The following is a 20,065-nucleotide window of genomic DNA, read 5'->3' on the forward strand; positions in this document are numbered from 1 at the left end:
CTATGAAGTATTTTTTATACGAATACTGGAGGAGTATAAAATGAGTTTAGCAAGTTACATAGGCTGTAATGTAGAAATTCCGTTAACGGATTCAGATTCTAATGATTTAATTGTTTTTGGACCGTGTTTTTCAGATGAAAGTATGCTTGAAATTGCACAAGAGTATCAATTCCAAACAAATTACACATATGAGGTTTCAACTAGTTGGGGAATTGAACTTGTCGAGTGGCAAAATGTAAAGGAAAAAAAGAAGCGAAAGAAAAACTTTTAACTTTATGGAAGGTTATTTGGAAGATAGAGACTATTTCGAATTATTTAGTTGTTGGGTTGGTGATGAAGATAAGGAACGAGTAGGGGAATTGAACTTAAAAATAAATCATTTTAATATAGATGAATTATGTATTCCAGAAAGAACATTAGTTAGGATAGAAAAATAAGCTTTGAAATATTTTTTAGAAAAAGGCGATTTCACTTTGGGTGAAGTCGCCTTTTAGTTGTTATATGCATGTTATATAAGAAATGAGAAGTTTATTTGATAAAGGAAAAAAGTATGGAGATAAATAAAATTATGTTTTTTGTTAAGAAATAATAAGTATGGCTCTTCTCAAAAGAACGTAAGTTCGTGTATAATAGGAACGAATGTTCTTTTAAGAAGTAACCTAATTATAGTTTAGAAGTAAATTCGAGTTTAGTAAGTATTAAAAATAACTAAGGGATAGTATGGCTAAATAAATGTATAAATGATCAAGGAGATAAAAAATGAACGATGTAAAGATACAAAAAGAAGAAAGAGAGTGGGTTCCGTTTACAGTAATGTCCGAACAACTTTTAAATATGAGAAAGATTATTGGAGAGAAATTAAAAGTACAAAAACCGCTTTTAACAAATGAAGCAAAAGAGAGAATTTCTGATAAATTATTAACGTCATTACTGTCTGAGAAAGAAATATTGGTAACATATTTTGAAGATGGTTACATACTAACAAGCTACATGACTGTTGTACATATCAATCCGGTAAAACAAATTGTAATTTGTACAGACGCTTTTTATAAAACTTACGTATTTAACGCTATGGATATTATTGAAATAACGTAAAAGAAGCTGAGTATTAAATGGCAGCTTCTTTTATTTCTGATTTATGAGACAAATAATACAAGAAAAAACAGCTAGCTTCGTGCTAGCTGCTGAGCCCCAGGGAAAGGGAGAAAAAGATAGGGTACTCCAAAATCGACAAGAGCTGTCAAACAGCCTGATTATAGTATAGACAAATTAAAATTTTCTATACAGAAAGTTGAACATAAGATTAGGCTGTACCCACTTGGTTTTGATCTGCAAGGTCAGAATCAAATGTATTGGTCGCGCTAACACCGCTAAAAGTATTAACAACAAAACCAACGTTTGATGCGCCGGAACCATTATAAGCTTTCGTATTTTCTTTTGGAGATACGTTGTAGAAATCACCTAAGTTAAATGATCCATTGCTATTTTGTACAACTAAATTTCCTACAACTGATGGCATAATTTTCACCTGCTTTATAATAAGTTGTTAACATTACTATATGGAGTTATAGTTCAGATGGTTCATACAATAAAAATTGTGGAATAGTAAAACGTTTGGAGCGTGGATTTCAATAAAAGTGTGTTAAAATTAATATAATAAAGTTGAGTAATTTTTTAAAAAAATTTGTATAATTGATATATATGAAAATAAAGGAGGCAAAATGTAATGAAAGATATTATGAAAAAAGTTGATTTAACAGATGCCAAATCAAGTAATCTTGTTGCACTAATTTATAGTAATGAAGTTATATTAGTTGAAGACGCATTTTGTCCAAATGAAATAAAATTAAAGTTTAATGAAATTGCAATTTTATCTGCAATTAAAACAGCTCATATTGCGAAAGTGTCTATTAGGAAAGAACTTGAAGCGCTTTTTCATGATACGGGTGTTATATTAGTGAAACAAAATGTTGATTATGGTAGTAGCCAATCTATTACCATGCATTTTGAGCAATTTAAAAAATTGCAAGATGAGATTGAACATTTAAATAAGAGTATGTAATAAAGCAGCTAAATAAAGGTTCTATCATAAAGGTGGAATGTGTTGTGTTGAAAAAGTGGTTTAGAAATTATTTGGGTGAATCGCATTGTAAACATAAATATATTTTTATTAAGATGCAGGATAATGAGGATTTTAAAAAAGGTAGATTAGGTGTAGTTTATATTTACCAGTGTGAGAAATGTGGAAAAGAGAAGTTGAAATATAAAAATAATAATGAAATAAACAATGAATTTTTAGATATATAGCAAAAAGTAACCATGATGGTTACTTTTTTGTTTATGTATGCAATATCAAAACTATTACTAAAGTATGAGTTGAGTTGATACTATAGTAAATCGCTGAATAAAAATGAAGAGAGTAAGATATAGGGAAGGAGGATGAGGGAAATGAAGCGAAAAGAAATTAGTAAATCTGTAATTATTACAGGCGTGACACAAGGGTTAGGACGTGCGATGGTTGATCGATTTCATGAATTAGGGTGGAACATATATGGTTGTGGACGTTCAAAAGATAAAATTGAAGAACTAAAAAAACAGTACAGTAAAATACATGATTTCCAAGTAACTGATGTTTCAGATTCTCAGCAAGTTAACAATTGGGCAAATTATATACTTAATAGACATACGGCTCCCAATCTGATAATAAATAATGCATCAATTGTAAATCAAAATGCACAACTTTGGAAAATTACGGCTCAAGAATTTGAAAATGTAATGAATGTAAACGTGAATGGTGTAGTAAATGTAATAAGAGCATTTGTTCCCGCAATGGTAGCTAGGAAAGAAGGAATTATCATTAATATGAGTTCTAGTTGGGGGAGAGAAGGTGAAGCTGAGCTTGCGCCATATTGTGCCTCGAAATTTGCAATTGAAGGTATCACTAAATCTATGGCCCTGGAATTACCCCATGGCATGGCTGTAGTTGCTTTAGATCCTGGAGGGAGTATTAGTACTCCAATGCTGAAGTCATGTGCGCCACAATATATAAATGAATCGCCTACACCTGAAACTTGGTCACATAAAGCGATTGAATATATATTGAATATAACAATAGATAAAAATGGAGATTCATTGACATGCCCAGCATGCGTATAAAAAGCACCTTTAAGGTGCTTTTTATATTAGTAGCACATTATATCATTCACAAAATTACATCTGAAAAATAAAATAAAAGATTAAGGGTGAGATTTGTTTGTTTTGAAAGCTTTAGAAAATATTTGAATAGGTGATAAAAATGAATCCAAGCAGTTTAAAAGTGACAGGGGCATGGTTTCAAGTGGGAGGGAATCTTACAGCTGCTATTGGAACGACAAGAGGATTTATTGGAGAAGAGAAAGTTGAATCGGATCTTGTTATTGTAGGAAGCTCATTACAAGCCCTCGGATATATATTACAAATCATTGCGAGCAAGTATGATGATGGGGAAGAAAAAAGAGAAAATCAAAATATAGGCTTAGAGAATCAAAGTAAATTACTTGATCAGATAGGAATTGAGTTATTAGCATTAGGCAATATATCAAATGTAATAGGAACATATTTTAATATAAATGAACAATTGAAAGAAAATGATTATCTTATCATTACAGGGAACAGTTTACAATCGATCGGTGCTTTTTTAGGAGTAGAAGCAGCTTTGGTGGATATAAATGTATTACAGAAAATTATTATACTGGGTAACTCCATGCAAAGTTTAGGGGCTGGATTACAAGCGTATCAAGGTGTTTTAAATGTATTGAAAGATGAGAAAGAAAATAAAGATAATATTTTTGATAAGAAGAATGAGAGAATCATTGCACTCATTGGTATTTGGATACAAGCGATAGGAACGTTAATTTCCGCAATTGGAATAACTGCAATAGAGGAAGAAAATAGGCTAGAAAACAATGAAAAGTCTGAAATACTTATATAAATAGAAGGAGATACATTGATTTTAGAGGCAGGTTAAGATTAAAATGGTAGTAGGTTTTTTTGCGTATATTTTGAAAAGTGATATATAAAATACAAAATAAGGAGTTTTCAAGGGATGATGTATTTATTAGCAATTTTTCTTCCACCTGTTGCTGTATTGTTTTGTGGAAAACCATTTCAGGCAATAATAAATTTTATATTAACATTAATATTTTGGGTTCCAGGAGTTATACATGCAATTCTTGTAGTGCATGATAAAAAAGCTGATCGGCGTTTGAAAAAACAAATTCAAGCATATGATGAAATTAATAAGAGGAACCGAAGATAATTCATCTGTAAAATGTTTTTAAAAGAAAGGAGGATTCACCTCCTTTCTTTTTTAGTGGGTGTTAAGTTTAAATTTTTGTGTGGCGGAAAGAATTTTTAATGTAAGTATTATGATAATAACTTTTAGATTGTGCATGTAATAGGCCAGTATAAATGCTTTCTGGTACATTAAAGAAATCATACATACCATGCTTTAATTGGATTCGCAAAATCATAGAAAAAGGATTATAACCAACAGCAACTATATTTTTTGAGGTAACCGGAGATAGCTTCATTATTATGCAACTCCTTATTTTTCATTTTTAATAATTCTTTGTAGGTAACGGTATTGTGGTGTTGAAATCTTTATAATTAAAGAGGTATTATACCTATATTCAATATATTTAATATTGGTTATACGTAATTATAAGTAAGTTCACACGAAGTTCATATTGATATGCTATTTTTATTTCACCTTTGATTTATTAATAAGAAAATATTGACCATTTGAAAAAAAGGTATATTATTTATACGAGGTAATAAAAATTCACTTCTTTCATTATTATGCTAAAAGGGGCAGCATTATTAGAAAATTAGAAGTGAAAATAGTATGTATAAGAGCCATTTTAAAATTTGTAATCTGTGAATTGGGAAAATATTGAATGCTCCAGGTCAATACACTTTCTTGCCTAAACGTATTTACGAAAGTGACCTCAATATTTTTAATTAAATCAACGGGAGAATTGAAAGGCAGGAGAAAGTAACATGTCAGAAAATTATCGTTCTCGCGAGGAGCGACGACAAGTTAAAAAGAAAAAACAACCAGCTTCTAAAACACAAAAACCAAAAGGTAAAACATCATTTTTCCGCAAGTTTTTAATTACTTGTTTATTACTTGGTATTGTAGGTTTAGTGGCGGGGGTTGCTACCTTTTTCGTAATGATTAAGGACGCACCAAAACTGGAAAAAGCAAAACTTGTTAATCCGTTATCCTCAAAAATTTATGATAAAAACGGGGATTTGGTATATGAATATGGAAAAGAAAAAAGGACGAATGTTACGTATGATCAAATACCTAAATTAGTAGAAAATGCATTTTTAGCGACAGAAGATTCACGTTTTTATGAGCATAGCGGAGTAGACTTTAAAGGTACTGCCCGTGCTGTTTTAGTGAGTCTTAAAGGAGATTATGGCTCTCAAGGTGGAAGTACGATAACGCAGCAAGTTATTAAAAACTACTTCTTATCTATGGATAAAACACCAAAGCGTAAGGCGCAAGAAATATATTTAGCTTATAAGCTAGAACAACAGTATTCAAAACATGAAATATTAGAGATGTACTTAAATAAAATTAACTTAGGTAATCGTTCATATGGTATCGCAACAGCAGCACAAAACTACTATGGTAAAGAATTGAAGGACTTAACATTACCAGAAGTTGCGATGCTTGCAGGTTTACCGAAAGCACCGAATAACTATGATCCAACGAAAAAAGAAAATGTTCAAAAAGCAACAGAAAGAAGAAATGTTGTTCTAAGTTTAATGAACCGACATGGATATATAACAAAACAGGAAATGGAAGAAGCATCAAAAGTTGACGTAGAAAAGGGGCTTAAGCCTGCAGCTCAACTACAAACAATGCCATACCCTGCATTTATGGATGCAGTTGTGAAAGAAGTAGAAAAAGAATTGCCAGATGCTAATATTGGTTCTGACGGTTTAGAAATTTATACAACGTTAGATCCGAAAGCACAGAAACTTGCTGATAATATTTTAAATAATAATATCATTGATTATCCAAACGATAAATTCCAAGGTGCATTCACATTTATGGATACGAAAACAGGAGAAGTTCGTGCTATAGGTAGTGGCCGTGGAGAAAATAAAGCTGTATTTAAAGGGCATAATATGGCAATTGAATTAGATCGTGCAGCTGGTTCAACGATGAAGCCGATTTTCGACTATGCTCCTGCAATTGAATATTTAAAATGGGCTACGTATCATCAAATCGATGACTCTCCATTTAAGTATTCAACGGGTCAAGAAGTTCGAAATGCAGATAGAAGTTATATGGGTCCAATTACAATGCGTGAAGCATTAAAAATGTCGCGTAATATTCCTGCAATTAAAACTGCAAAAGAAGTAGGGATTAGTAAATCAAAAGAATTCTCTGAGAAACTAGGTATTACATTTAATACAGCACCGACAGAATCGACAGCTATTGGTACAAATGAAGTATCGCCAACTGAAATAGCGGGTGCTTATGCGGCATTTGGTAATGAAGGTAAATATACGAAACCGCATTTTGTTAAGAAAGTTGTTTATCCAGACGGTAAGTCACAAAGTTTTGGACAAAAACCAAAACAAGTTATGACAGATTCTACCGCATACATGATTACTGATATGCTTCGTTCTGTAGTTACATCGGGTACTGGTACATCGGCAAATGTAGGCTCTTTAGATGTAGCTGGTAAAACGGGTACGACAAACTATTCATCAAAGCAATTAGCTCAATATAAAATTCCAGAAAGTGCAACTCGTGATAGTTGGTTTGCTGGATATACACCGCAATATACGATGGCAGTATGGACTGGGTATATGAAAGATGGTAAAGACGAGTATATTAGTAGTAAAAACACGAAAATTGCACAGTTAATCTTTAAAGAAATGATGAGCGAAATGGCTACAGATAAATCACGCTTTAAAATGCCAAGTAGCGTTATTCAAGAAGGTAGTGAGCTACGTATAAAAGGTGAAAAACGTGATTCATCGCCAAATACTAGCGTACCGGATACAACGGAGCAACCAAAACAAGATCAACAGCAAAAAACTGAAGAAGAGAAAAAGCAAGAAGAATTAAAGAAACAAGAAGAACTGAAAAAACAAGAAGAACAAAAGAAACAAGAGGAACTTAAGAAGCAAGAAGAACAAAAGAAACTAGAAGAGCAAAAGAAACAAGATGAGCAAAATAATGGAAATGGCCAAGGAACGACACCTCCAGCAAATAATGGAGGAGGTCAAGGAAATACGACACCTCCAGCAAATAACGGAGGAGGTCAAGGAAATACGACACCTCCAGCAAATAATGGAGGAGGTCAAGGAAATACAACACCTCCAGCAAATAACGGAGGAGGTCAAGGAAATACGACACCTCCAGCAAATAACGGAGGAGGTCAAGGAAATACAACTCCACCAGCGACCACACAACCAGAGACCGGTGGTAATGCAGGAGAGGCACCTGCTAATAATGGGCAATAAGAAAAATTTATAAAAAATATTAAAAAGCACTTAAGATTTGTGAAATTTACAATCTTAAGTGCTTTTTTCGTTTAAATGTAGTAGCTATGAAAGGATCTGTTTTAAATGTTAAACGTACCATAAAAATTTTGAAAATAAATTGATGGGAAATGATAAAAGACTTGAGTCGGAGGTAGTGGAGGATAACTATGGCTATGAATGGGAGTACTACTGGGGTGTGTACCATGATGCCAAAATGATGGGGTAACTTGACCGGGAATTTGATATTGCTGCCAAGTTGCGGGAAGTTCAATTCCTACATCGGAGCTAGCTGTATGAACTGCAGGAACATGTATCCCAGGAGTCGAAGGAACTACGGCAGTTACTCTTAATAATACCCACATGAAATATTCACTCCTAAGTTGAGTTAATAAATTAGTATATTCTTTTCACACATATAAAGGTACATATTATATAGGACTTTTGTTTAAAACATGCGTACAAAGTCTTAAGACTAATGTAAGCTGATGGTGGACTATTTAATATGAAAAGATACGTCTATTTGCGGAGGGAAAAGAGATAAAAAAAATATACAATGAAGGTGTTAATCGTAATATTTTACGAGTGTATGGAGGTATTTTTATGGAACGATTATGGACGAAATCATTTATTCAAATGACTTTCGCAATGTTATTTTTATTTACAGGATTTTATTTACTTGTTCCAACGCTCCCGCTCTTTATTAAAGAGATAGGTGGCAATGAATCGCAAGTTGGACTTATGATGGGGATGTTTACAATAGCTGCTGTTGTAATACGACCGATTATTGGAGGAATGTTAGATCAATATGGTAGAAGATCCTTTATTATTTTCGGACTCATCTTTTTTGGCTTAACGATGTATTCCTATAATATAGCATCGACTATTGTCCTTTTAGCTGTTTTACGTGTTATTCACGGAGTAACATGGGCTGTTTCTACAACAGCTGTTGGAACAGCAATAACGGATATTATTCCAGATTCACGCCGCGGTGAAGGTATGGGTTGGTACGGGATGGCGATGACAATTGCAATGGCGATCGGACCTATGATTGGACTATGGGTTGTGCAAAATTATTCATTTGATGGTCTATTTTTATTAGCGACGTTGTTATCTTTTATGGCAGTCGTATTATCATTAATAACGAAGATGCCATTTACACCACAAAAAGAAAAAGGGAAGATGCAGCTATTTGAGAAATCTGTATTAACAATCACGATTGTAGTATTCTTTTTATCGTTTGCATATGGAGGAATAACAACCTTTTTACCGTTATTTGCATCATCAATTCATGTGAATCCGGGAACTTTCTTTCTTGTATATGCAATTGCATTAACAATTGTAAGACCAATTTCAGGGAAACTATTAGATAAGTATGGAGAAGTATTCATCATACTTCCAGCATTATGTATTACTATTTTAGCTATAGTTGTTTTAACTATTTCAAATGGTTTGATAGGTGTAATTATCGCAGCAACATTATACGGTATTGGATTTGGTTCAGCGCAGCCAGCTTTGCAAGCGGCAATGCTTACAATTGTCGATCCGAGTAAAAGAGGAGTTGCAAATGCTTCATTTTTTACAGCGTTTGATTTAGGAATCGGGTTAGGTGCTATTTTACTTGGAGTTGTTTCACAAATGTTTGGTTATCGTATTTTATTTTCAGGGAGTGCAATTTCAGCATTGATAGCCTTAATTATTTTCGTCTTTTTTGTAAAACAACGATTAGGAAAAAAAGAGTTTGCATAAACTGGAGGAATAAAGATGAGAATTTCAATTGATCGTAAAGCTCTGCAATGGTTCCAGGAAGAATTACGTATAAAGCACGGTGAATCTGTACGTTTTACTGTAAGGTACGGAGGGGATAGTTCAATTCAGCCCGGATATTCTTTAGGGGTTGTTGCTGAGAGACCCGATGGCGAAATAGTGTCAGTTGAGAAGGAAGGTATTATATTTTTTGTAGATTGTGATGATCTTTGGTATTTTCAAAACTATGATTTATTTGTAAGTTATCATGAGGAAATGGAAGAAATTCAATTTAATTATGTAAAATAATAACTTTATTAAAAATGAATAAGTTTTATATAAAAATTATATTTAAGAGATAGTGAAATAAATATCATATAGTAACGAGCTGTATTTATGTACAGCTCGTTTTTTCTATTTCTCAAATAAAATTAGAATAATTGTATATTTGGCGGTGTTATATGAAAAATCTTTATATTTTGTTTTTGAAAATACGCAAAGAAGTCTATCCTTTCTTTATAAAATATAAGAATTATTTTCAAAAAATTGTATTGTTACAGTAAGAAAAGTGTAGGAAACTTATCATTATAAAATAAATTGAAATCTTCTAAAAACTCTGATACATTGAAATAGAAATGTAGTTTCACAATATTGTAAAGGCTTACAGTTATGTGCACGAAGATCTATTAGGATTGGAGGAAATAATGATGAAAGCTGAAGAGAAATTTTCCCCGGGATTAGATGGTATAGTGGCAGCGGAGACGAAAATCTCGTTTCTTGACACAGTAAAAGGTGAAATTGTAATTCAAGGGTATGACTTAATCGAACTCTCAAAAACAAAAGAGTATTTAGACATTGTGCACCTTTTATTGGAGGAACATCTACCGAATGAAGATGAAAAAGCAACACTTGAAAAGAAATTAAAAGAAGAATATGCAGTACCAGAAGGTGTATTCAACGTACTAAAGGCATTGCCTAAAGAGACGCATCCCATGGATGGATTACGTACAGGTGTGTCAGCGTTAGCTGGTTACGATAATGATATCGAAAACCGCTCGTTAGAAGTGAATAAAAGCCGAGGGTACAAGCTGTTAAGTAAAGTGCCAAACATTGTAGCAAATAGCTATCATATTTTAAATAATGAGGAGCCAATTGAACCTCTTAAAGAATTATCTTATAGTGCGAATTTCTTCTATATGTTAACTGGTAAAAAACCAACTGAACTTGAGGAAAAGATCTTTGATCGTTCCCTTGTTTTATATAGTGAGCATGAAATGCCAAACTCTACATTTACAGCTCGCGTTATTGCATCAACACAATCAGATTTATACGGCGCTCTAACAGGTGCAGTTGCATCTTTAAAAGGAAGTTTACATGGCGGTGCAAATGAAGCGGTTATGTACATGCTTTTAGAAGCTGGTAATGTTGAGAAATTTGAAGAGTTATTACAGAAGAAACTATATAACAAAGAAAAAATTATGGGCTTTGGACACCGTGTTTATATGAAGAAGATGGATCCAAGAGCACTTATGATGAAGGAAGCTTTAAAACAGTTATGTGATGTAAAAGGTGATTATACACTATATGAAATGTGTGAAGCTGGAGAAAAGATTATGGAAAAAGAAAAAGGAATTTATCCAAATCTTGATTATTATGCAGCTCCAGTATATTGGATGCTAGGTATTCCAATTCAACTTTACACACCAATCTTCTTTAGCTCTAGAACAGTGGGGTTATGTGCGCACGTTATTGAGCAACATGCAAATAATCGTTTGTTCCGTCCACGTGTAAATTATATTGGCGAGCGACATGTACTTAGTAAATAAGAACAACTGGGGAGTTGTTAGCGCCGCCCGCCAGATGGGTGTTTGACCGACACCCATCATTAATAATAACGAATTTTCGACAGAAAGGAAAGAATAGCATGATTAAAACAAATGAAATTAAGCAAAAAGATGCATTATTAGAAGAGATTACCGATTATGTATTAAATAAAGAGGTTACTAGTGCAGAAGCATTCAGTACAGCTCGTTACGTATTACTTGATACACTTGGATGTGGAATTTTAGCACTGCAATATCCAGAATGTACGAAATTACTAGGACCAGTTGTGCCAGGAACAATCGTGCCAAATGGTACACGTGTACCAGGTACGTCTTATGTACTAGATCCAGTAAAAGGTGCATTTAATATCGGATGTATGATCCGTTGGTTAGACTATAACGATACTTGGCTTGCAGCAGAGTGGGGACATCCATCTGATAACCTAGGCGGAATTTTAGCAGTTGCAGATTATATTAGCCGTGTTCGTATTTCAGAAGGAAAAGAAGCTTTAAAAGTACGTGAAGTATTAGAAATGATGATTAAAGCACATGAAATTCAAGGCGTGCTTGCTTTAGAAAACAGCTTAAACAGAGTTGGTCTTGACCATGTATTATATGTAAAAGTAGCAACAACTGCAGTAGTTGCGAAAATGCTTGGCGGAACACGTGAAGAAATCTTTAATGCATTATCACATGCGTGGATTGATAATTCTAGTCTTCGTACATATCGTCATGCTCCAAATACGGGCTCACGTAAATCATGGGCTGCAGGTGACGCAACGAGCCGCGGTGTTCATCTTGCAATGACTGCTCTAAAAGGTGAAATGGGTTATCCAACAGCATTATCTGCGCCAGGATGGGGATTCCAAGATGTATTATTCAATAAACAAGAATTAAAATTAGCAAGACCACTAGAGTCATATGTAATGGAAAATGTATTATTTAAAGTGTCATATCCAGCAGAATTCCATGCACAAACGGCTGCAGAATGTGCAGTGAAGTTGCATCCGGAAATTAAAGAGAGATTAGATGAAATTGACCGTATTACAATTACAACTCATGAATCAGCAATTCGTATTATTGATAAAGAAGGTCCATTAAATAACCCAGCTGATCGTGATCATTGCTTACAATACATTACGGCAATTGGTTTATTAAAAGGAGATATCGTTGCAGACGATTATGAAGATGCAGTAGCAAACGATCCACGTGTAGATGAATTACGTAATAAGATGGTTGTTGTTGAAAACAAACAGTACAGTTTAGATTACCTTGACCCGAACAAGCGCTCAATCGCCAACGCTGTTCAAGTTCACTTTAAAGATGGCACAGTAACAGAAAATGTGGAATGTGAATATCCACTTGGTCACCGCTTCCGTAGAGACGAAGCAATTCCAAAAGTTGTTCAAAAATTCACTGCAAATATGGCAGGTCATTATTCTAGTAAGCAACAAGAACAAATTCATGAAGTTTGTTTAAATGAAGAAAAACTAGAAAATATGAATGTAAACGAATTTGTAGATCTATTCTTAATTTAATAATAGGGGGAATTTAGAATGGCTTGGGTTGTGAAAAAGCAGTCAACACAAGAGGAGCTTGCGAATCGATTCCGAGCTTTAGTAGAAGCAAATGAAATTTTGCAAATTCCAGGTGCTCATGACGCAATGGCGGCTTTAGTTGCAAAAAATACAGGTTTTTCAGCTCTTTATTTATCAGGAGCTGCTTATACTGCAAGTAAAGGCTTACCAGATTTAGGTATCGTGACGTCTACTGAAGTGGCTGAGAGAGCAAGAGATTTAGTAAGAGCTACAGACTTACCTGTTCTTGTTGACATTGATACAGGATTTGGTGGTGTACTAAATGTGGCGAGAACAGCTGTAGAAATGGTGGAAGCGAAAGTAGCAGCTGTCCAAATTGAAGATCAGCAATTACCAAAAAAATGTGGACATTTAAATGGTAAGAAACTTGTTACTACAGAAGAATTGGTTCAAAAAATTAAAGCGATTAAAGAAGTTGCACCGAGCTTATACATTGTAGCACGTACTGATGCTCGCGGCGTTGAAGGATTAGATGAAGCAATTGAAAGAGCAAATGCATATGTAAAAGCAGGTGCAGATGCAATTTTCCCTGAAGCGCTTCAATCAGAGGAAGAATTCCGTCTATTTAATAGTAAGGTAAATGCACCTTTGCTTGCGAATATGACTGAATTTGGAAAAACTCCATATTATAGTGCAGAGGAATTTGCGAATATGGGCTTCCAAATGGTTATTTATCCTGTAACTTCACTTCGCGTTGCAGCGAAAGCGTATGAAAATGTGTTTACTTTAATTAAAGAAACAGGCTCTCAAAAAGATGCACTTTCTAATATGCAAACGAGAAGTGAATTATACGAAACAATTTCATATCATGACTTTGAAGAGTTAGATACTGGTATTGCAAAAACAGTATTATCAGAAGATCAATAGATAAAGCAGCGAAGGCGATGAAAATACATCTTTGGCAAAATAAAATGCTTGATGTGAAAAATCATCGCCTTCTATTTTCAAAAAAGATATTCCACTCATCGTAGACGAGCATAAGCAAAAAGCTATGAAAGCCGAATGATAGGGGGATACATATGGAGAAAACGAAGTTACCATGGGATGAATTTTTTTCACTTAATAAAGATATAAATCATACTTACTTTACACCAGAAGATTTTTCAGGTGATGAAGATTTAATCGCAAAAACGACAGAACAATTCGTTAAACAAGAAATTGTTCCACAAATGGAGAATATTGAACAACATAACTATAAAGTTTCTCGTCAATTATTTGAGAAAGCTGGGGAACTTGGATTATTAGGCATTGAGGTACCAGAAGATTATGGCGGGTTCGAGTTAGGAAAGGCTGTCTCAGGTCTTGTAGCAGAGAAAATGGGGTACGCTGGTGCGTTTAGCGTTTCTTTTAATATACACGCTGGTGTCGGTACATTGCCTTACATATATTATGGAACGAAAGAGCAAAAAGAAAAATATTTACCGAAAATCGCATCGGGAGAATGGATTGGGGCTTATGCTTTAACGGAGCCAAATGCTGGTTCGGATGCATTAAGTGCAAAAACAAGCGCCGTATTGAATGAAGAGGGAACAGCTTGGAAGTTAAATGGTGAGAAGCAATGGATTACAAATGCTCATATGGCAGATGTATACGTTGTTTTTGCGAAGACAAATAAAGGAATGACAGCGTTTATTGTCGAAAGAACATGTGAAGGTGTATCTATTGGATTAGAAGAAAAGAAAATGGGGATTAAAGGTTCTTCAACAGCGACTCTTATTTTAGAAGATGTTGTCATCCCTGCTGAAAATGTTTTAGGGGAAGTTGGGAAAGGGCATCACGTAGCCCTTAATATTCTTAACTTTGCTAGACTTAAACTTGCTTTTGGAAATATTGGAACAGCAAAACAAGCAATTGGTTTGTCGGTTCAATATGGAAAAGAGCGAAAACAGTTCCAAACGGAATTAGTAGACTTTACGATGATTCAAGAGAAAATTGCAAATATGATTATTGCTACATATGGAGCCGAAAGTGCAGCTTATCGTACAGCAGGTGTAATCGATGAAGCAATTCATGAGAGCGATGAAGATCTTATGAAGAAAATGTCCCAATTTGCAATTGAATGTGCACTGAATAAAGTAAATGCTTCTGAAACACTTGCTTATATCGTAGATGAAGCTGTACAAATTCATGGTGGTTACGGTTATATGCAAGAGTATGAGGTAGAACGATTATATCGTGATGCAAGAATTAGTCGTATTTTTGAAGGAACAAACGAAATTAATAGATTAACAGTTGCTAAAATGTTAATGAAGCAAATCGAACAATTAGAAGACACTGAAGTAGAAAGTAATGTAGCAAATGTAGAAAGAAACCATCGTTACATTTTATTAGCGAAAAAATTGTTGAAACAATCTTTGAAAACGCTCTCTAAAACTCCAGGTCTAAAAATTGACCAAGAACAAGAATATTCACGTGTAATATCAAATATGTTGACGGACGTGTACATCATGGAATCAGCGTTTTTACGTACGAGAAAAGCAGTACGTAAAAATGGAGAGGAAAAAGAACGTACGAAGCAACTCATAACGGATGTTATTTGTGAAGAAGGATACCGTAAAGTAGAAGAAGCGGCGATTTCTGTACTTTCAGCAGCTGTCACAAAAGAACAAGATAGACATGTGATTTTAGCTGAAATCCGTCAATTATTAGTGCCTTTATACACGAACGTATTTACGAAGAAGAGAGAAATTGCGAAAGCTATTATAAATCGCGGGAAATATATTGTGTAAATAGGAGGAAAGCGATATGAAAAAGATTGGTTTTATCGGTTTAGGTAACATGGGCCTTCCAATGTCAAAAAATCTAGTTAAATCAGGTTACACAGTATATGGCGTGGACTTAAATAAAGAGGCGGAAGCGTCCTTTGAAAAAGAAGGCGGAATTATCGGTCTATCAATCTCAAAACTAGCAGAAACATGTGATGTAGTTTTTACAAGTTTACCTTCACCTCGCGCTGTTGAAGCGGTATATTTTGGAGCAGAAGGATTATTTGAAAATGGTCACTCGAATGTAGTTTTCATTGATACAAGTACGGTATCGCCGCAGTTAAACAAACAGTTAGAGGAAGCTGCAAAGGAAAAGAAAGTAGACTTTTTAGCAGCACCTGTGAGCGGTGGTGTAATCGGAGCCGAAAACCGTACATTAACGTTTATGGTTGGTGGATCAAAAGAGGTATATGAGAAAACGGAATCTATCATGGGCGTACTAGGCGCGAACATTTTCCACGTTAGTGAGCAGATTGATAGTGGTACAACTGTTAAGTTAATTAATAACTTATTAATTGGTTTTTATACAGCTGGTGTGAGTGAAGCTTTAACATTAGCGAAAAAGAACAATATGGATTTAGATAAAATGTTTGATATTTTAAATGTAAGTTACGGTCAAAGTAGAATTTATGAACGTAATTATAAAAGTTTTATAGCGCCTGAAAACTACGAGCCAGGATTTACTGTGAACTTATTGAAAAAAGATTTAGGATTTGCAGTTGACTTAGCTAAGGAAAGCGAACTCCATTTACCGGTAAGCGAAATGTTATTAAACGTATATGACGAAGCGAGTCAAGCTGGATATGGTGAAAACGATATGGCTGCTTTATATAAGAAAGTTAGCGAGCAATTAATTTCTAATCAAAAATAAATTATACAAAGGAGAGAATACAATGATTACAACTGAAATTAAACGAGTAAAAAATCACATTAACGGTGAGTGGGTTGAATCGACAGGTACGGAAGTAGAAGCAGTTCCAAATCCAGCGACTGGAAAAATTATCGCTTACGTTCCACTATCTCCAAAAGAAGATGTTGAAAAAGCTGTTGAAGCGGCAAAAGCAGCATTCGAAACATGGTCTAAAGTACCAGTTCCAAATCGTTCAAGAAATTTATATAAATATTTACAGCTATTACAAGAAAATAAAGATGAGCTTGCAAAAATCATTACGCTAGAAAATGGTAAGACGCTAACGGATGCAACAGGTGAAGTGCAACGTGGTATTGAAGCGGTAGAACTTGCAACATCTACGCCAAATTTAATGATGGGTCAAGCACTTCCGAATATCGCTAGCGGAATTGATGGATCGATTTGGCGCTACCCAATCGGAGTTGTTGCTGGTATTACGCCATTTAACTTCCCGATGATGATTCCGTTATGGATGTTCCCACTTGCAATTGCTTGCGGTAATACATTCGTATTAAAAACATCTGAAAGAACGCCACTTTTAGCGGAGCGACTTGTAGAATTATTCTATGAAGCAGGTTTCCCAAAAGGCGTATTAAATTTAGTACAAGGCGGAAAAGATGTTGTAAATAGCATTTTAGAAAATAAAGATATTCAGGCTGTTTCGTTCGTTGGCTCTGAGCCGGTAGCTCGTTACGTATATGAAACAGGTACGAAACACGGAAAACGTGTACAAGCGTTAGCAGGTGCGAAAAACCATGCGATTGTAATGCCAGATTGCAATCTTGAGAAAACAGTACAAGGTGTAATTGGATCTGCATTTGCAAGTAGTGGAGAGCGCTGCATGGCATGCTCAGTAGTAGCAGTAGTGGATGAAATTGCTGATGAATTCATTGATGTATTAGTAGCAGAAACGAAAAAATTAAAAGTAGGCGATGGCTTTAACGAAGAGAACTATGTTGGACCATTAATCCGTGAATCTCATAAAGAGCGCGTTTTAGGCTACATTAATAGCGGTGTAGCAGATGGGGCAACTTTATTAGTAGATGGCCGTAAAATTAATGAAGAAGTTGGAGAAGGTTACTTTGTAGGTGCGACAATCTTTGATGGCGTGAATCAAGAAATGAAAATTTGGCAAGATGAGATTTTTGCTCCAGTATTAAGCATTGTACGAGTTAAAGATTTAGAAGAAGGTATTAAACTAACAAATCAATCTAAATTTGCAAATGGTGCAGTTATTTATACGTCAAACGGTAAACATGCACAAACGTTCCGTGATAATATCGATGCTGGTATGATCGGTGTAAACGTAAATGTTCCAGCACCAATGGCATTCTTCGCATTTGCAGGAAATAAAGCGTCATTCTTTGGTGATTTAGGTACAAATGGCACAGATGGCGTTCAATTCTATACACGTAAAAAAGTTGTAACTGAGCGCTGGTTTTAATATAAAATAAACAGCCAAATTAGTTATTAAATGAAAACCACCACTATTAATAGTGGTGGTTTTCATCTTGTTAATTACTTTTTTCAAAAGCAAGTTTAATACCAAAACCAATTAAGAAGACTCCTGTTAGCCCTTGAATATAACGTTGCGTCTTCGGTTTTTTCATAAAAGCACTAATTTTATCAATTAAAAATATATAAAAAGCGAACCAAATGGCTGTTAAAACGAGGTAAGTAAGGCCCATTACGAGTAGTTGGATAAACGTATTATGATTTGGATTTAAAAATTGCGGTAAAAACGTTAAAAAGAATACTGCAACTTTAGGGTTTAATAAATTCGTAAGAAACCCTTGTCGAAAGCAAGAGGTGTGTTCATCTTCATTATTCAAAGATATATCGTTCGTATCAATGCCTTCTTTATTTCTTACTGCTAAAAGGGCTTTAATACCAATATAAATTAAATATAGAGCCCCAACGTACTTGAAAATAGAAAATAAAAGAGCTGACTTTACAATAAGTGCAGAAAGACCAATTACAGCAGCTAAAGTATGAATTAATAGTGCAATACATGTACCAAACACTGTTTTCACTCCACCGACTTTACCAGCAACCAATGTATTTTTCGTAGCCATTGCTGTATCTGGACCAGGTAAAATGATAAGGCAAATAGACATAATGATGAAAAGAAGATAATTTTCTATCATAGCCGCCCCTCCTTTTTATTTTTAGAATATTTGATTAAAATCAGTGTAGCACAAAAATGGATTTAATAAAATTAAATTTTGTTAAAAATAATTAAATAAAAAAGGCTATATAGTAGCTGTAATTACACTACTATATAGCTTCGATTTTATACCGCTATTTGCGGGTAGTAAGATTTTCACCGCACAAGATTTAGCTGAAGCAAAGAAGTTAGGTAGGGGATGAACAAAACATCCCCTCATGACAATTTCATTTTATGCATTAAGTAAGTTAAAGAAACGATTCACATCTTCTTCTGAAACGTCACTTAACTGTTTATATTTATAATTCGGATTTTGATCTTTATCAACGACAACGGAGCGTACTCCCTCAAAGAAATCTTCATGTCTCATGAAATTTTTAGCAAGTATAAGGTCCGTAGCGAAACATTCTTCAACGGATTTATCTTTTCCATCAATAAACTGTTTTAATGTTACTTTTAGTGAAATAGGGGATTTTGATAACAGTGTTTCTTTCGTTTTTAGAGCAAAGGAACTTTCATCTTTCTCCAATGAATGGATGATTTCTTCCATTGTATCGAAAGCAAAATGTGAATTGATTACTTCTAATGAAGGAGCAAGCTCGCTTTCTAAGTTTGGAGCAGTTGCAAATGTACGAATAACTTCTTTTAAATTAGTATGTACATCATCTTCTTTATGCCAATTTACACTTTCAAGTTCAGTAAGAAACTCTGGTAATGAATCAGATGTCATAAAGTAATCAGCAGCATTAATAAATAATACGTCAGAAGCTTTTAAAATAGATGCTGTTAAAGCAACGAATCGTCCTGTATATCCAGGCGCTTTATTTAAGAAATATGCAGCTCCGACGTCTGGGAAGAAGCCAATATTCATCTCTGGCATTGCCCATTTCGTACGCTCAGTTACAATGCGATACTTCGCACCATTTGTAAGACCGACACCACCGCCCATTACAATTCCATCTAAACAAGCAATAATCGGTTTTGTATATTGATAAATATATGTATCAATTTCATACTCTTCTTCAAAAAAACGTTCTGCATGTTGCAATGCCACTTCATTGGAACGCGCTTCATAAAGAGTTTTAATGTCGCCGCCTGCACAAAAACCTTTTGTGCCAGCTCCTTTTAACACGATAAGTGCAATACGCTCATCGTGTTCCCACTCTTTAAGTTTTTGTCCGATAGGTTGTAACATGTCATAAGATAAAGAATTAAGTGCTTTTGGACGGTTTAAAGTAATTGTCGCAACGCCGTTTTCACTAACAGAAAATAAAACTTGTTCAGTCATAATGCATCCTCCCTTACATATCTTCTTATTCTTAATTCTTGATATGTACTGAAATGTCCTTTATAAATTTTGTCAAAAGTTGACGGTAAATATTAATTTGGTCACTGCATATTTTGACGAGTTATCTTTGCAGGATTTCAGAGACTGAGGGGGAATATTACAACATTACTGTAAGTGTAATTATTTGAAGTTATAATGATAAAAGCGCTATTATATA

General features: G+C 34.4%; 21 protein-coding genes. 16 read left to right on the forward strand and 5 right to left on the reverse strand.

Annotated elements, in window-relative coordinates; translation table 11 throughout:
- Positions 1 to 40 precede the first annotated feature (40 nt).
- Together ACS2CR_RS05290 and ACS2CR_RS05295 are read left to right on the forward strand one after the other, a co-directional pair.
- Positions 41 to 271: a hypothetical protein gene (locus ACS2CR_RS05290; RefSeq protein WP_058840252.1), complete on the forward strand. Its 231-nt coding sequence runs from the start codon at positions 41 to 43 to the stop codon at positions 269 to 271.
- A 488-nt stretch (positions 272 to 759) separates the two neighbouring features.
- A complete protein-coding gene (locus ACS2CR_RS05295) occupies positions 760 to 1,095 on the forward strand; it encodes a YolD-like family protein (protein ID WP_001999741.1) in 336 nt (111 codons plus the stop codon).
- A 208-nt stretch (positions 1,096 to 1,303) separates the two neighbouring features.
- Here the strand turns inward: ACS2CR_RS05295 and gerPF are convergent, their stop codons facing one another.
- Positions 1,304 to 1,519 carry a spore germination protein GerPF gene (gene gerPF / locus ACS2CR_RS05300; protein WP_001141569.1) on the reverse strand — a complete coding sequence of 72 codons (216 nt, stop codon included), beginning with the start codon at positions 1,517 to 1,519 and terminating at the stop codon, positions 1,304 to 1,306.
- A gap of 207 nt (positions 1,520 to 1,726) precedes the next feature.
- Between gerPF and ACS2CR_RS05305 the strand changes: the two genes are divergently transcribed.
- The 5 genes from ACS2CR_RS05305 to ACS2CR_RS05325 all read left to right on the forward strand — a co-directional run bounded on the left by ACS2CR_RS05305 (position 1,727) and on the right by ACS2CR_RS05325 (position 4,297).
- Positions 1,727 to 2,062 carry a hypothetical protein gene (locus tag ACS2CR_RS05305; protein ID WP_000651907.1) on the forward strand — a complete coding sequence of 112 codons (336 nt, stop codon included), beginning with the start codon at positions 1,727 to 1,729 and terminating at the stop codon, positions 2,060 to 2,062.
- Positions 2,063 to 2,106: 44 nt separating this feature from the next.
- Positions 2,107 to 2,307 (forward strand): hypothetical protein, encoded by a 201-nt coding sequence (locus ACS2CR_RS05310; protein WP_053512287.1) that lies wholly within the window; start codon positions 2,107 to 2,109, stop codon positions 2,305 to 2,307.
- Between the two features lie 141 nt (positions 2,308 to 2,448).
- Entirely contained in the window at positions 2,449 to 3,156 is a 708-nt protein-coding gene (locus ACS2CR_RS05315; RefSeq protein ID WP_053512286.1) for an SDR family oxidoreductase, read from the forward strand.
- A 139-nt stretch (positions 3,157 to 3,295) separates the two neighbouring features.
- On the forward strand, positions 3,296 to 3,970 hold the full coding sequence (locus ACS2CR_RS05320) for a DUF6944 family repetitive protein (RefSeq protein ID WP_053512285.1): 675 nt from the start codon (positions 3,296 to 3,298) through the stop codon (positions 3,968 to 3,970).
- 114 nt (positions 3,971 to 4,084) lie between these two features.
- A complete protein-coding gene (locus ACS2CR_RS05325; protein WP_000990215.1) occupies positions 4,085 to 4,297 on the forward strand; it encodes a YqaE/Pmp3 family membrane protein in 213 nt (70 codons plus the stop codon).
- A gap of 67 nt (positions 4,298 to 4,364) precedes the next feature.
- Here the strand turns inward: ACS2CR_RS05325 and ACS2CR_RS05330 are convergent, their stop codons facing one another.
- Complete coding sequence (locus ACS2CR_RS05330) at positions 4,365 to 4,571, reverse strand: KTSC domain-containing protein (protein ID WP_000777843.1); 207 nt, start codon at positions 4,569 to 4,571, stop codon at positions 4,365 to 4,367.
- Positions 4,572 to 5,040: 469 nt separating this feature from the next.
- Here ACS2CR_RS05330 and ACS2CR_RS05335 point away from each other — a divergent pair, with 469 nt between their 5' ends.
- Positions 5,041 to 7,533 carry a PBP1A family penicillin-binding protein gene (locus ACS2CR_RS05335; protein WP_033698787.1) on the forward strand — a complete coding sequence of 831 codons (2,493 nt, stop codon included), beginning with the start codon at positions 5,041 to 5,043 and terminating at the stop codon, positions 7,531 to 7,533.
- A gap of 101 nt (positions 7,534 to 7,634) precedes the next feature.
- Here ACS2CR_RS05335 and ACS2CR_RS05340 read toward each other — a convergent pair whose 3' ends face one another.
- Entirely contained in the window at positions 7,635 to 7,916 is a 282-nt protein-coding gene (locus ACS2CR_RS05340) for a hypothetical protein (RefSeq protein ID WP_000270090.1), read from the reverse strand.
- A 238-nt stretch (positions 7,917 to 8,154) separates the two neighbouring features.
- Between ACS2CR_RS05340 and ACS2CR_RS05345 the strand changes: the two genes are divergently transcribed.
- From ACS2CR_RS05345 to ACS2CR_RS05380, 8 genes are all read left to right on the forward strand, one after another.
- Entirely contained in the window at positions 8,155 to 9,300 is a 1,146-nt protein-coding gene (locus ACS2CR_RS05345; RefSeq protein ID WP_000440665.1) for an MFS transporter, read from the forward strand.
- Between the two features lie 15 nt (positions 9,301 to 9,315).
- Positions 9,316 to 9,606: a HesB/YadR/YfhF family protein gene (locus ACS2CR_RS05350; RefSeq protein WP_001222844.1), complete on the forward strand. Its 291-nt coding sequence runs from the start codon at positions 9,316 to 9,318 to the stop codon at positions 9,604 to 9,606.
- A 395-nt stretch (positions 9,607 to 10,001) separates the two neighbouring features.
- The gene (mmgD, locus tag ACS2CR_RS05355; protein WP_001987369.1) at positions 10,002 to 11,123 is read left to right on the forward strand and encodes a citrate synthase; all 1,122 of its coding nucleotides are present in this window, start codon (positions 10,002 to 10,004) and stop codon (positions 11,121 to 11,123) included.
- A 98-nt stretch (positions 11,124 to 11,221) separates the two neighbouring features.
- Positions 11,222 to 12,658 carry a 2-methylcitrate dehydratase gene (prpD, locus tag ACS2CR_RS05360; RefSeq protein WP_000598123.1) on the forward strand — a complete coding sequence of 479 codons (1,437 nt, stop codon included), beginning with the start codon at positions 11,222 to 11,224 and terminating at the stop codon, positions 12,656 to 12,658.
- An 18-nt stretch (positions 12,659 to 12,676) separates the two neighbouring features.
- The gene (prpB, locus tag ACS2CR_RS05365) at positions 12,677 to 13,585 is read left to right on the forward strand and encodes a methylisocitrate lyase (RefSeq protein ID WP_000312640.1); all 909 of its coding nucleotides are present in this window, start codon (positions 12,677 to 12,679) and stop codon (positions 13,583 to 13,585) included.
- 152 nt (positions 13,586 to 13,737) lie between these two features.
- Positions 13,738 to 15,447, forward strand: a complete 1,710-nt coding sequence (locus ACS2CR_RS05370; protein WP_000415997.1) for an acyl-CoA dehydrogenase family protein — start codon at positions 13,738 to 13,740, stop codon at positions 15,445 to 15,447.
- A 16-nt stretch (positions 15,448 to 15,463) separates the two neighbouring features.
- Entirely contained in the window at positions 15,464 to 16,354 is an 891-nt protein-coding gene (locus ACS2CR_RS05375) for an NAD(P)-dependent oxidoreductase (protein WP_000719411.1), read from the forward strand.
- A gap of 22 nt (positions 16,355 to 16,376) precedes the next feature.
- Positions 16,377 to 17,837 (forward strand): CoA-acylating methylmalonate-semialdehyde dehydrogenase, encoded by a 1,461-nt coding sequence (locus tag ACS2CR_RS05380; protein ID WP_000633347.1) that lies wholly within the window; start codon positions 16,377 to 16,379, stop codon positions 17,835 to 17,837.
- 70 nt (positions 17,838 to 17,907) lie between these two features.
- Here the strand turns inward: ACS2CR_RS05380 and ACS2CR_RS05385 are convergent, their stop codons facing one another.
- Positions 17,908 to 18,540, reverse strand: a complete 633-nt coding sequence (locus tag ACS2CR_RS05385; RefSeq protein WP_000572356.1) for a LysE family translocator — start codon at positions 18,538 to 18,540, stop codon at positions 17,908 to 17,910.
- A gap of 252 nt (positions 18,541 to 18,792) precedes the next feature.
- Positions 18,793 to 19,848, reverse strand: a complete 1,056-nt coding sequence (locus ACS2CR_RS05390) for an enoyl-CoA hydratase/isomerase family protein (RefSeq protein ID WP_016109925.1) — start codon at positions 19,846 to 19,848, stop codon at positions 18,793 to 18,795.
- Positions 19,849 to 20,065: the final 217 nt, after the last annotated feature.

Source organism: Bacillus cereus group sp. BceL291 (assembly GCF_051776705.1).
Taxonomy (GTDB): Bacteria; Bacillota; Bacilli; order Bacillales; family Bacillaceae_G; genus Bacillus_A; species Bacillus_A cereus.